This window comes from Paenibacillus sp. 01T47, assembly GCF_056398245.1.
Genome location: NZ_JBFTPA010000005.1, coordinates 196,334 through 209,374, shown reverse-complemented (window position 1 = coordinate 209,374; position 13,041 = coordinate 196,334). Strand labels below are relative to the sequence as shown.

9 protein-coding genes and 1 pseudogene are annotated in these 13,041 nt (G+C 43.4%); 2 read left to right on the top strand and 8 right to left on the bottom strand.

Annotated features, from left to right (window positions below; genetic code table 11):
- Nucleotides 1-14 precede the first annotated feature (14 nt).
- Entirely contained in the window at nt 15-497 is a 483-nt protein-coding gene (locus tag AC1DOV_RS12905) for a CcdC family protein (protein ID WP_441880315.1), read from the top strand.
- Nucleotides 498-581: 84 nt separating this feature from the next.
- Here AC1DOV_RS12905 and AC1DOV_RS12900 read toward each other — a convergent pair whose 3' ends face one another.
- The gene (locus tag AC1DOV_RS12900; RefSeq protein WP_441880313.1) at nt 582-1,454 is read right to left on the bottom strand and encodes a DMT family transporter; all 873 of its coding nucleotides are present in this window, start codon (nt 1,452-1,454) and stop codon (nt 582-584) included.
- Nucleotides 1,455-1,751: 297 nt separating this feature from the next.
- Between AC1DOV_RS12900 and AC1DOV_RS12895 the strand changes: the two are divergent.
- A pseudogene (locus AC1DOV_RS12895) lies at nt 1,752-3,469 on the top strand (alpha-keto acid decarboxylase family protein).
- 138 nt (nt 3,470-3,607) lie between these two features.
- Here AC1DOV_RS12895 and AC1DOV_RS12890 read toward each other — a convergent pair.
- From AC1DOV_RS12890 to AC1DOV_RS12860, 7 genes are all read right to left on the bottom strand, one after another.
- Nucleotides 3,608-4,507, bottom strand: a complete 900-nt coding sequence (locus AC1DOV_RS12890; protein WP_441880309.1) for a polysaccharide deacetylase family protein — start codon at nt 4,505-4,507, stop codon at nt 3,608-3,610.
- A gap of 131 nt (nt 4,508-4,638) precedes the next feature.
- Complete coding sequence (locus AC1DOV_RS12885) at nt 4,639-6,390, bottom strand: glycoside hydrolase family 35 protein (protein ID WP_441880307.1); 1,752 nt, start codon at nt 6,388-6,390, stop codon at nt 4,639-4,641.
- Nucleotides 6,391-6,425: 35 nt separating this feature from the next.
- A complete protein-coding gene (locus AC1DOV_RS12880; protein WP_477550125.1) occupies nt 6,426-8,087 on the bottom strand; it encodes a DUF4091 domain-containing protein in 1,662 nt (553 codons plus the stop codon).
- A gap of 15 nt (nt 8,088-8,102) precedes the next feature.
- A complete protein-coding gene (locus tag AC1DOV_RS12875; RefSeq protein WP_076267644.1) occupies nt 8,103-9,365 on the bottom strand; it encodes a Gfo/Idh/MocA family protein in 1,263 nt (420 codons plus the stop codon).
- A gap of 31 nt (nt 9,366-9,396) precedes the next feature.
- Nucleotides 9,397-10,284, bottom strand: coding sequence for a carbohydrate ABC transporter permease (locus AC1DOV_RS12870; RefSeq protein ID WP_430060443.1), 888 nt, complete (start codon nt 10,282-10,284; stop codon nt 9,397-9,399).
- A gap of 18 nt (nt 10,285-10,302) precedes the next feature.
- The gene (locus tag AC1DOV_RS12865) at nt 10,303-11,193 is read right to left on the bottom strand and encodes an ABC transporter permease (RefSeq protein WP_477508949.1); all 891 of its coding nucleotides are present in this window, start codon (nt 11,191-11,193) and stop codon (nt 10,303-10,305) included.
- A 90-nt stretch (nt 11,194-11,283) separates the two neighbouring features.
- Nucleotides 11,284-13,011, bottom strand: coding sequence for an extracellular solute-binding protein (locus AC1DOV_RS12860; protein WP_477550124.1), 1,728 nt, complete (start codon nt 13,009-13,011; stop codon nt 11,284-11,286).
- Between the last annotated feature and the right edge of the window lie 30 nt (nt 13,012-13,041).

Sequence of the window (13,041 nt, the reverse complement as noted above, 5' to 3'; positions counted from 1 at the left end):
AGGTGAGCGAGAAAATGAACGGAAACACTTTTTATATGATGATCGCTTTTATAGCCGTTTTAGTTTTGTGGAGAAGGACGAGAAGCATGTACCGTCCAATACGGGGGAACGGGATTCGATTGCTGATTCCTCTGTTATTCATAATCCCTGGCCTGTCTTTAATTATTAACCCTAACGTGAATGAACCGGCTTGGGCTTTTGGAATAGCCTTCGGGCTTGGCGTTATATTTTCCATCCCATTGATTTGGACGACTAATTACGAAGTGAGAGATGACAATTTGATTTATTCTAAGAAAAACTGGGGATTTATCGCAGCTTTCATAGGTATTGTGTTCATACGGTTTGCTCTGCGTCAAGAATTGTCCGACTTGGATCCTCAAGGTAAAACAGCTTTATTCATGCTAGTAGCTTTCGGTTATATCATTCCGTGGAGAGTTTTTTCGTTTATCAAATTTCGGCGTGTGGCCAACCAATTGCAATTGTCTAAAATAAACTAAAGTTTGGTTGCCTGCGGATAAAAAAAAGGAATTCTCACAGTAAAAAAAAGCTGATCGGCAATAGCGCTGATCAGCTTTTTCGATTCATTCTTCGCGAATGACTAATAACACACCAATAAAAATGAGTATAGTACCTATCCAAAATGATAAGCCAATTTGTTCACCTAGCAATAGCCAGCCTAAAAAAGCACCAACTATAGGTTGGAAAAAGAAAAATAATCCGCCACTCGAAGCATTAAGCATTTGCAGCCCACGATTCCACAGTAAAAAGGCACAGGCTGTCGAAATAACTCCCAAGTACAATAGTCCGCCCCATATAGATGGATGCATCAAGGCTTGAAAATCAAGCTCCGGCAATCGAGTAACGGTGAAAGGTGTAAGTAAAACAATGGCTACAAGGGTTGTATAAAAAGTTACAACAATTTGTGAATAGTTCCTGGGTACCCGCTTAATAAGAACAGACATAAGCGCCCAAGTAAGGGCGGCAATAAGCAGTGATACACCACCAAGCTGTAGGGATGAATCGATATTGGCATTTCCGACAATAATGCTTACCCCTATTGTTGCTAAAATAATTGAAATTGCTTTTTTAAACGTGATCTTTTCTTTTAAAATGATACGTGCAAATAGCACTATGAATGCTGGTGTCGTTGAAGTAATAATAGCACCCATTTGTGCTGTAGAAAGCATCGTACCTACTTCTTGGGTAATGATAGAAATTGTATTTCCAATAAGTCCAATGAAGAAAATTAATAATAAATCACGCTTTTCAATCCGCCATGATTGTTTCGTTACAACGCCAATAAATAGCAATGATAAAATCGCAATTACATAACGAATCCACACTAATTCAAGTGGTGGAACAAAGTCTACCACATGTTTTACAACAACATACATCCCGCCCCAAATGCTAGCTGCGAGTGATAAATATAAAGAACCTAATAAAGTGTTTTTCATTTTGTACCCTCCGTTTTCCTAGACAGTTCCTGTCCTTAACGGAGTTGTAGTTTTCTACCGTTAAGGAAGAATAACTACAGGTACATCGTTTTCAAAGAGTGGTGACCACATCATCTGTCTTCAGCTCACTTTCAAAAGAGTAATTTTATTTTATATGATTTTTTTTGATAAGGCTATTACCTATTTTAATTATAACGATGTACCAGCGTATGAGAAAAACCCTTAGTGAATAACCAGTCCAATGAAATGGGAATCTTATACAGGATCAGACTGATAAGAATTGGGAGTGAGCGGAAAATGAAAACGATGACAGCGGCTGGCAGTGCTAACCTGCAAACTCGCACGACTCAAAAAACAGTAGGCCAGTACTTGTTCGATTGTCTACAGCTGGAGGGCATTACCGAAATTTTTGGCGTTGCTGGAGACTACAACTTTACACTATTGGATACGCTGGAGCGCTATAACGGCATCCGGTTTATGAGTGGACGGAACGAATTAAACTCAGGTTATGCGGCGGATGGTTATGCAAGAGTTAAAGGCATATCCACTCTTATTACGACTTTTGGAGTCGGAGAGCTTAGTGCTTGTAATGCGATAGCAGGAGCTAACAGCGAGCATGTGCCGCTAATTCATATAGTAGGTGCGCCTCCCGATAAGGATCAAAAGGAACATAAGCTGATGCATCACACTCTAATGGATGGAAACTTTGACGTCTTCCACAAAGTGTACGAGCAGATTACGGCTTATACTGCAGTACTGACACCGGAAAACGCTGAGATTGAAATCCCTGCCGCCATTCGTATTGCGAAGGAAAAGAAAAAGCCAGTGTACCTCGTTGTGGCTGATGATCTAGTGACCATGCCGATCATGACACGAAGTGAGCCGGTACCCCCGCGTCCAATGTCCAATCTGAAAACTCTTCAGGCAGCAACGGAACATGTCCGCCAACTGCTGGAGCGTGCCCATCGGCCGATCATTTTGGTTGATGTCAAAACCATCGTTTCGACCTCGTAACCGCAGTTCGGCATCTAGCCGATGCGATGAACGTACCTGTTGCAACAATGATGTTCGGCAAAGGGGCATTTGACGAAACCCATCCGAATTATATTGGGATGTACGAAGGTTCATTCGGAAGTTCTGAAGTCCAAACCGCAGTAGAAAATGCAGACTGTGTCATTGCAGTAGGCATGGTATGGGCGGACAATAATACCGCGAACTTCACTGCGAAGCTAAACCCGCTCGTGACTATCAATATTCAACCGGGCATGGTCAAGGTCGCAGAAGCGGAATATCCGAATGTATTAGCAGCCGACATGCTGCTTGCGGTGCAGAATATTGGATACATAGGCCAAGGTTTAGCGGGAAAAACGACATTCCCATACGACCAAATAACTGGCAGTGCCGGTGACCCACTAACTGCGGCCAATTATTACCCGCGTTTTCAGAAGTTGCTGAAGGAAGGGGATATTGTGGTCGCCGAGACCGGCACGTTTTACAACGGGATGGCGCAGGTGAGACTGCCGCGCAATGCAACATATATTGCGCAAGGTGGCTGGGAGGCGATCGGTTATGCCACACCTTCCGCATACGGTGCCAACGTCGCTGCACCTGATCGGCGGGTGTTGTTATTTACAGGTGACGGCTCCTTGCAGTTGACAGCCCAAGAGATTAGCACCATGCTCTATTATGAATGCAAGCCTATTATCTTCATCTTGAACAACGATGGCTACACAATCGAGAAATATTTAAATGTCAAAACAGAGAATCAGCAATATAACAAAATTCCGCGCTGGTCATACACTAAGCTTGCCGAAGTGTTTGGAGGCGATGCGTTTGCCGTGACAGTACGAACCTATGGAGAGCTTGATCAGGCTATAATTCAAGCGGAGAGGGAATGTACAGGAAGACTCTGTATCATCGAAATGATAGCCGCTGACCCTATGGACGCACCAGAAAATATGCGCCGGATGCGCAATTATTTGGAAATGCAGGAGAAACAACGCAGCCAAAACTAGAAAAAGCAGCATCTAGTTTGCTTCTTCTTCCTTCATAAACACTGTAAATATTCTGATTATGAGGCCCGATAAACTCTAGAACCAAGCTATCGGGCTTCAACTTTATTTATGGAATGATCAGAGTTAAACAATACGCTGTTACCCATTAATTGAACGTTGTAGGTCACGAATGTCCTTCCACGAAATGAGCTTGATGTTTTCCTTTAGGAAGAGCTGCTTTATATCCAAATCACAGAGTAAGCGGAATTCAATTTCCCTTTCCATATAACAGTTTGTTAATTGCTTCAGTTCATCAGTAATGATAGACGGATGAACAGTTAACTGGGTGATACCAGACTTTAGGTTTTTGATCATGGATACAAACTGCGCCTTCACCGTCTCGTGCTCTTCATTCGTGCTAAGGCAATAGGGAAGAGAAATGATATCATCAATGAGGAAAATACCGCGCCTGTCCGCTGAAGAAATTCGTTCGGAAAACCTCTCCTTTTGCTCTTCGTTTATAAACGGCTGCATTAGAATTCTTCTAGGGAAATTAAAGGGCAGTTGATACTCTTGGCATAAATCTAATGCTATATCCAAAAAATCACGTCCTGTGTTTAGACCAAAGATACTCCCTGCATGACTGTCAAGATGAGTGGGATCAATCCCTTGAGAAATCGCATATGTAATTTGAGCTCGCATTTCAAGCCTAACCTCATCCAGATCAGCATTGGACTCTAAAAATGCGATATCTGTAAAGAATTCATTAACTGAATTAACAAGGCTGTAGAGCGGATTCTCATGATACACAGGCTTATATCCTTGATGCTCTGAACTTGATAATGTCAAATGAATTCCGGCCTGCTCGATAGTCTGAATATCACCCTTGCTTAAAGCTTCTTTGGCTGCTCGGCAGGGAATCATTATTGAAGTTGAGGTAATGGCAGCCTGTTGAAATAATGTATGAATAGCCTCATTGGTTCCCCATGTTATTCCATAATCATCCGCATTAATAATTAATAATCGATCTGATTCTTTATATCCAAATTTAGAATTCATTTACTCTCTCCCTAATACAAGTTGAAACATGAATAAGGGCGTAAGCACATTTGTGCCTACGCCCTTGCCCAAGTCATTTATTTCCGTTCAATATATACTGGTTATTCAATTCAATTTATAGTTGTCTTATTTTAAGAGCCTAAATCAGGTTGGTCCAAGAAGCTAACTGTGTTATCCGTCGTTCCATGCAATTCAAAGATAATAATCTCATTATCACCTTGCTTCAATAATGGACCTGGCACATACAATCTCTTCTGCGGTCCAATATCCCAATAACGACCCAGATTGAAACCATTGATAAACACGACACCTTTGGTCCACCCTTCCAAACTAAGGAAAGTATCACATGGCTCATCCACAATTAACGTTCCTCGGAAGAAGCTCGGACCTGTTTGTTCCGTGATGTTCCCGAATTGCAAACCCGATAAGTCCGTTAGCGGTAACTTGTACGTCGTCCAATCCGACAAGAACTGGCGCCCAAAACGTACCCCTTCGGTAATCCCTTTCCGGTCTTTCATATAAGGTCCGTAATTAACTCGGCCTAAATTCTCAACAAGGATAGAGACCTCTACTCCTTCAGCAGGCACTTCAAATTCTATCTTCACATCGGTATGAACGCGGTCCAGAACACCAGCCGGCTGTCCGTTAATGAAAATTTGTGCGCGGTCATGCACGTCTTGCAAGAAAAACTGATCTTTAGGACGTGGTCCGCTAATAAACGTACGATAATGAATAAATCCGTAATCCTGCCCCAGTTTTTCCATTGTCTCAGGGTATGCCGTATAAATAGGTGCAGAGATGTTGTCCAAATTAGCCGCTAATGAAGCTTGCTCGGTCATTTTCACTTGTCCATACGCTTTCCTAGCGATCGGAGCTGGCAATTCACATGCAGGTACATCCACATATTTGGAGATAACATCGCGCACCGCATAATATTTAGCGGTCGGTTCACCGGATTCATTTAGCAAGGCATCATAATCATAGCTAGTCACCGTAGGTTCATAGCTATCCGCCGTATGGCCGTTCGCTCCGTTGTAGAAACCAAAGTTTGTTCCGCCATGGAACATATAGAAATTAACGGACCCGTTCAGACTAAGCATTTCATCAAGCACACTCGCGACATCCTCAGCGGGACGGGTATGATGCTCCTCCCCCCAATGATCAAACCAACCGTTCCAATATTCCATACACATAAATGGCGCATCCGGTTGATATTGTTTAAGCTTCTCGAACGCTTCTGCTGGCCGAGAACCAAAATTCACCGTTGCCAGAACACCATCGATCATACCGCCTTGCAGCATTGCATCTTCAGGTCCATCGGAGGTGAATAGCAGAACGTCTATTCCACGTGCAATCATGCTTTCTTTTTGATGAATCAAGTAGCGTTTGTCATTGCTATAGCTTCCATATTCATTCTCGACCTGCATCGCGATGATCGGCCCGCCATTGGTGCATAGAAGCGGTTTTAATTTCGGAAGCAGCACATCATAATAAGCATCTACATGATCTAGAAACGGCTTATGGTAGCAGCGCAGGCGCATATCAGGGTCCGCCAGCAGCCAAGATGGCAATCCGCCAAATTCCCATTCCGCACAAATATAAGGCGCTGGTCGAACAATAACATGCAGCCCGATTTCTCCAGCCAGCTCAATAAAACGAACGATATCCGCCATGCCTTCAAAATAAAATTGGCCTTTCTTCGGCTCGTGAAGATTCCATGGGACATACGTTTCCACGGTATTGAGCCCGCAGGCTTTTAATTTTGCAAGTCGATCTTGCCAATGCTCAGGTACAGTTCGGAAATAATGAAAAGCTCCTGAGAGAAGACGTATCGGCTGATCATTATAATAAAATGAAGATCCTGAATAATTAAATGTAGTCATTTATTTCCCGCCTTATAAAATAGTTAAATCATTAATTAAGCATAATGACTCGCTATAGCCTGATTGATTCTCTCTCTTGTCGCTAACAGCCATTCTCCACTGCCCTTTGGATAAACAGAGAACGTCAATGGTTCTTGCAAACCCTCTTCCAACAGCTTTATCGTCTGTTCTTTGCCAATCTTCTGCTCTAGCAGCTCGAGTGCGCGCAAGTCTTGCATCGCCTCATAGAGAACTTCCAAGCGAATAGACTCAATTGGACCCTCTTCGCCAGGATAAACCAAGAAGGAATCTCCCGAAGGAAACGCAAGCTTTGCATCCGTTGACCGATAGGGATCCAGCTTCTGATCGATGGAGTACTGCGAATACCAGAAATTAAAACCCCAATGCAGAAAGCCCTTCAATCCAAACTTATACAACTGAAGCCCAATAACCCGGTTTCTAGAGGAAGGCATGTTAAAAAAACGATTGGACACTTCTTGATGCTGCGCACAGCAATAATAGGTCCATAAATCCGGAACGCCATGCTCCAGAAACGGTTCGATATGATTGTTCCCCGGAATCGGTCTTTGCACTAGACCCCACTCATACATATCCAAATCAGACAGCGCGTCCATAATAGGATAATCAGACAAATGCTTACGCACGATCTGGCTTGCAGCCTGATAGGATTCCAATTGACTGAGGTCCGGCTCATCCGAAATATGGAACCAGCTTTGCTGATCCAGTCCATTTTCTTTCAAGTAGCGATCAAGACTCGGCAGGAATTGATCCAAGAAGCTGCGATAAGCTTCAGAGGATGCATCCGTCTCCCAGCCGAATAGTTTTCTCTCTTCTCCTTGTACCGTTCCCATAATTTTCGGAGCGCATTTTGCTCCCCATTGCGTAAACAAGTGTGAAAACTCAAAGTACTTCACGTCCAGCTTCTTGCACATCGTTACCCACCGCGTAAGTTGATCAAAGCCAAATGTATAAGTATCTCCCTCCACATCAACTTTCACCAGTTGGACAGTTGGACGCTCACCTCCAACAAGGGTATCGAGCGGCGGCGTAAAGAGTGGCGTCAATACCATGTTCATGCCGTGCTTGACCATCGCGTCCACATAACGTTCCAGAAGCGTCCAATGCGCTTCACTAAAGACTTCGACACCGTACTGCGTTGCAATACAATCCACATGAAACCATTCCGTGTGAATTAACTGCTGCGCGGGCAATGCAGCAGGGATGACTGTCAATTGAAATGTATCGGATACCGCTAAGGACTCCCCTTCCTCTGATTGGAAGGAGAATTGAATGGAATGAACACCCGCAGCGACAGATTCATCAAGCTCCACGCTCACCCAAATGGAACGCCACTGCTCAGGTACCGCATTAATGGATTGTTGATTCAGCTCATATAATGGATCTGGATATAGTCCCGGTGTCGTGCGCAGGACGTTATCATCAGGATTTGTGAAACATGGCATCTCCGAAGGAGCCAGCCCAACAGACCTAATCAAAATATGGTCTGCAAGGTCGGAGTCGATGTTTACATTTATATTTTTTAAGAGAGTATCTGAGGTGTATGCGACTTGGAAGGAATAGGTTTCGCCGAAAAGCGCAGAAGCGCTTTGAAAGGTTTGTTCGGTTGGCGTCTCATCTGCGAATACTTTTGCCAACGAGCTTAGTAGTTTCGTCTCAAATTGAACTGGATTATTCATACATCTTGCACCTCTTTAAATTAGAATGCTTTCTGCAAAATCTTTGAGATTGATGCTGTTTCCATCTACTCTTGATTGCTCCGCCGCGAAGGCCATTAAATGGCTTTGAACGGATTGACTTGCCGAGGTAAGTCCCTCACTCTTGCCATCTTCTCTTACCAGCTTTAAGAAATCCTTGAGTAAACCCATATCACCGCCGCCGTGGCCAACATGACCTCCCATATCTTCAAATGAGATTCGCTCAATCTTGCCGCTGCCAAAGTGGATCACTTCAATTTCATTTTTCTCCATGGCGCCGCGGATTTCACCTTTGGTTCCCATAAGCTTGATTGTGCGGCTGACATCTCTAGTAAATGCGCTCATCGTAAATGCTGCAGTGACGGAATTCGCAAACTCCAAATTCACAACCTGGTGGTCAACAACATCGTTGTCACAATGATAGACGCATCTGCCATAAGGTCCTTCCTCAAGCGCCTTATAACGCGCACTATAGCTCAGATCATTACTAATTGCCGAAGTTGGCCAATTCGTATCCTCTGTTAAATAGTAATTAGGCGCGTAGTAGAGACATTCGTCTGCCACTGGACACCCGTCTAAGCAGCGTAACGGCGCTCCTGCCGGCGCTTGATCGGCTGTGAAATGTGAGAGTGATCCGAAGGAGGATACACGAACACATTCCGAACCAGCCAACCAGAGCAAAATGTCCAGATCATGACAGGACTTCGCTAGAATCATTGGACTAGAATCCTCTTTCCGGCTCCAATTTCCTCTTACGAAGCTATGCGCTTGATGCCAGAACCCTACATTTTCATTATGCGTGATAGACATTAATTTACCAATTGTTTCTTTTTCTAATAATTCTTTAATGGTAGAGAAGAAATTCGTATAACGAAGCACATGACAAATCGAAAACACTCGATTTAACTGAGACGCCTTTTCTCCCATAAGCAAACATTCTTTGGCATCGGGAGACATCGGCTTCTCAAGCAGCACATGATAACCTGCCTCAAGTGCTTTCATTGTCGGATCAAAATGCTGTTTATCTTGCGTGCAGATGAGTACGGCATCGGCTAGTTTTGGCATAGCGAAAAAATCATCCCAGTTCTCAAAACACATATTATCTGCAATGTTATGTCTAGCTTGGAAGCTCTCCCTGCGCTCTGCAACCGGCTCTGCAACAGCTACAACTTGCAGCTCATTAGGATGAGCAAGAGCATACTCCAAATAGTTGACACCCCGCAAGCCCGCTCCAATTATGGCAACCGTTACTTTTTTCATAATTAATCTCTCCTCGATGTTGTAAGTCTATCTATTCCTTGACGCTTCCTACGGTCATGCCTTTAACAAAATACTTTTGCAAGAACGGATATACGAGCATAATGGGCAAAGCACCCATAAAGATTTGCGCATTTCGAAGTGTCTTCTCGCTTAAGTTGTCCATCACTTTAAGCTGCTCAATAGACATGGAAGACATTTGGGCATTAATCGACATAATTAATGTAGACAGATACGTTTGCAATGGGTACTTTTCTGGTGAATTCAAGTAAAGAATGCCATCAAACCAAGAGTTCCAATGCCCAACAATCGTGAACAAGCCAATCGTTGCGATCGAAGGAAGCGATACAGGCAAATAAATTTGCCAAAGCACACGCCAGTGTCCCGCACCGTCAATTGTCGCTGCCTCATCCAGTTCTCTCGGAATGGATCTGAAGAAATTCAGCATGAGCACCATATTCCATACATTCAAAGCACCCGGCAAAACGAGCGCCCAAATCGAATCAATGATGCCTGTATCTTTGACAATGATATACGTAGGAATCAATCCGCCGCCGAAAAACATCGTTATCGCAAAGAACCATACATAAGGGGTTCTAAATTTAAACTGATGATTAGATTTCGCAAGCGGAAAAGCGGTAATAAATACAAGCAGCATATTAACAGCCGTCCCAAGCACGACCCGCTGTACGGATACCCATAATGATCGGAAGAACTCAACCTTCTCTCCCAAGTATTGATAGGCATCCAAGGAGAAGCCGACAGGCCAAAGCTTAACTTCTCCTGCCATCGCAGCCGTATTCGAGCTAAGTGAGATGGAGAGTAAATGAATAAACGGGATAATACCAAGCAGCGTGATAGCTGTTAACAACAACGTATTGAAGACGACAAAAAGCTTTCTACTGATTGATGGTTTGTGTATCACTGTATTACCTCCGTTCTAGAATATTCTGTAGTTGTTAAGTTTATAAGCCGCATAGTAGGTAATGGATACTAACCCTAATGAAATGACCGATTTAAAGAGGCCGATTGCCGCTGCCGGTCCGAATTGCTGGCTGAACATCCCTAGTCGATAAACGAATGTATCAATGATATCTGCGCCTTCATAAACGGTCGGGTTATACATAATTAGAATTTGTTCGAAGCCAGCATTTAGAATTCCGCCTAAGCTTAATACGCCAAGCAAAATGAGTATGGGGGAAATGCCTGGAAGCGTAATGTGCATCACTTGCTTCCATTTGCCTGCTCCGTCAACCTCTGCTGCTTCATAAAGCGTTGCATTGATGCCTACAATGGCAGCGAGCATAACAATCATATTGTAGCCCATGCCTTTCCACACATCTGATCCAATGACAATGCCTCTGAACCAGTCATTGTCGAGCATAAACATAATCGGCTGAAATCCCATTTCGGTTAACAAGCCATTAACAGGTCCGCTCAGCGAGAACAATTCAATTACGACTCCGCCAAGCACGGTCCATGACAGAAAGAACGGAAGGAAGATGGCAGATTGAATGAAACCTGAGAACCATTTTCTTGTTACTTCATTTAGCAATAACGCAAGAATAAGAGGAACAAGCAAAAACAGGATCATTTTGAAAATCGCAATAATGATCGTATTCCAAAGCACTTGACCAAAATCCGGCAACGCAAATACGTAACGGAAATTGTCAAAGCCTACGAATTCAGATTTAAAAAAACCGGATAATGGTTCAAATTGTTGAAAAGCCATCACAAGGCCAGCCATAGGACCGTATGCATAGATCAAAGTAGCGATAACACCGGGCAGTAACATCAAATGTAGTACATATTCTTTTTTCAGCGTTCTCATAGATGACCCTCCTAACCAGCTGCTAATTTTAAAGCGGGAGGAGTTGTCGACTCCTCGACTCGTCTCTCCCGCTTTTGATTGATTTAAGATTTAATTTTCCGCTTGCTCGCCGTACCATGCATTAACTTCTGCTGTAATATCATCACCGCCTAGCGATTTCCAGCTTGCAACGAACTTATCAAATTCATCAATGGAAGCGCCCATAATGATCTTTGTAAAGGATTCCTGCATAAGCTTATCAAGCTGAGCACCTTTTTCTACTTGTGTTTTTGTAGGAAGGCCATAGAATTCATTGTTTACAAACGCTCCGCTTTCTTTAATTTTACGCGTCGTTCCCCAGCCGCCATCTTTTGCTGCACGGCTGTAATATTGACCCCAATTGACGCCTTTGGAAGCATCTTTTGTATTGCCTGCGAGGAAATCGGTTCCTGCTTTGAATACGTCCGCCACGTTCTTGTAGTTCTCATCATCCAGCGTAATTTCAGTTTGTTTAGCGTCGAGTGCTTTGTTTACTTCTGTATAGATGGTTTCAATTTGAGCCGGGTTGTAGATACGTGGATTAAACCAGTTGTATACATAACCATTCTCGGCTTTGTTTTTCTCTAAATATTGTTTGTTACCCATTTCGATATAGAAGTTGATCATTTTAATAGCAGCTTCTGGATTTTTCGCTTTTTTGTTTACAGCGAAAACCTTGCCAGCGCGAATTTTCGGAACGAGTGATTTTGCTGGACCGTCCAGCCCTGGAATTTGAACAGCAATCCATTCAGCCTTCGGATCTTTGTCAATATTTAAATTAAGCGGCCAGTTCGGGTACCACCATTCTCCGTAGGAAATACCTACCTTGCCCGAAGTAAGATCTTCTACTGCTTTGTTCTCATCCTTCAGCGCAAACTCCTTATTGAGAATGCCATTTTGGTACCAAGACTGCAGCTTGCTAAGTGCCGTCTTCACCTCAGGTTGAATAAGGCCCGGTATTAGTTTATCTTCACCATTTTTGATCCAAGCCGTTTGAGCATCACCAATGGATGGGTAAGCTCCGAATCCGTTAAACAATCCTCTTACATCAAAGCCCCAGAAAAACAACGTTTTCTGCAATGAAATACCATAAGTATCATTTTGCTTGTTTTGATCTGGATCGTTTTTCACAAATGCTTCTGCAACCTTCTCCAGCTCATCGATTGTCGTAGGCGCTTGCAAGTTCAAATTATCCAGCCAATCCTTCCGAATCCAAAGCAGCTGCGTGGATAGGAATGGATCTTCAAAAGCGGGAATGGCCAGCTGTTTGCCGTCTGCGTTATAAGTCTTCATTGCAAAGCCGCCATCAGACTCCATATATTTCTTAAGTGTAGGAGATGCATATTGCTCATATGCTTCTGTCAGATCAGCGAGCATATCTTGCTTTTTCAGCTTTTCGAAGTTTTTCGGGTCCAGCTCCAAAATATCAGGCAGGTCGCCCGATGCCATCGCAAGTGAGAACTTTTGTTCAAATTGGCTGGAAGGCACGGTCCATTTATATTTCACTTCGATGTTCATCATCTCTTTTAAATCTTTAAAGTAAGCATTTTGATCTGGTGTAATTCCTTTTGGCGTTCTTGAATCCTCAGGTGGATTAAATCCAAGCACTTCTGTAACCGTAACCGGTTCAGCGTATTTACCGAATGGATCTGGCGGAGTGACTTCAGTCTGGTTGTTCTCTGTTGACGGTTTAGAAGTGGATGTGTTTCCTTTGTCATTTCCTTGGCTGGAGCATGCTGTAATGGCTGAAGCAGACAGCGATAACAACAAAATCATCTTCATTGTCTTATAATTTTTCATATGGAACACTTCCCCCTTTTGATAATGTTA

What these genes read in the sequence shown, in the direction of transcription:
- AC1DOV_RS12905 (WP_441880315.1), top strand. Translation starts at nt 15, where the DNA reads ATGAACGGAAACACTTTTTATATGATGATCGCTTTTATAGCCGTTTTA.
- AC1DOV_RS12900 (WP_441880313.1), bottom strand. Translation starts at nt 1,454, where the DNA reads ATGAAAAACACTTTATTAGGTTCTTTATATTTATCACTCGCAGCTAGC.
- AC1DOV_RS12890 (WP_441880309.1), bottom strand. Translation starts at nt 4,507, where the DNA reads ATGAATTCTAAATTTGGATATAAAGAATCAGATCGATTATTAATTATT.
- AC1DOV_RS12885 (WP_441880307.1), bottom strand. Translation starts at nt 6,390, where the DNA reads ATGACTACATTTAATTATTCAGGATCTTCATTTTATTATAATGATCAG.
- AC1DOV_RS12880 (WP_477550125.1), bottom strand. Translation starts at nt 8,087, where the DNA reads ATGAATAATCCAGTTCAATTTGAGACGAAACTACTAAGCTCGTTGGCA.
- AC1DOV_RS12875 (WP_076267644.1), bottom strand. Translation starts at nt 9,365, where the DNA reads ATGAAAAAAGTAACGGTTGCCATAATTGGAGCGGGCTTGCGGGGTGTC.
- AC1DOV_RS12865 (WP_477508949.1), bottom strand. Translation starts at nt 11,193, where the DNA reads ATGAGAACGCTGAAAAAAGAATATGTACTACATTTGATGTTACTGCCC.
- AC1DOV_RS12860 (WP_477550124.1), bottom strand. Translation starts at nt 13,011, where the DNA reads ATGAAAAATTATAAGACAATGAAGATGATTTTGTTGTTATCGCTGTCT.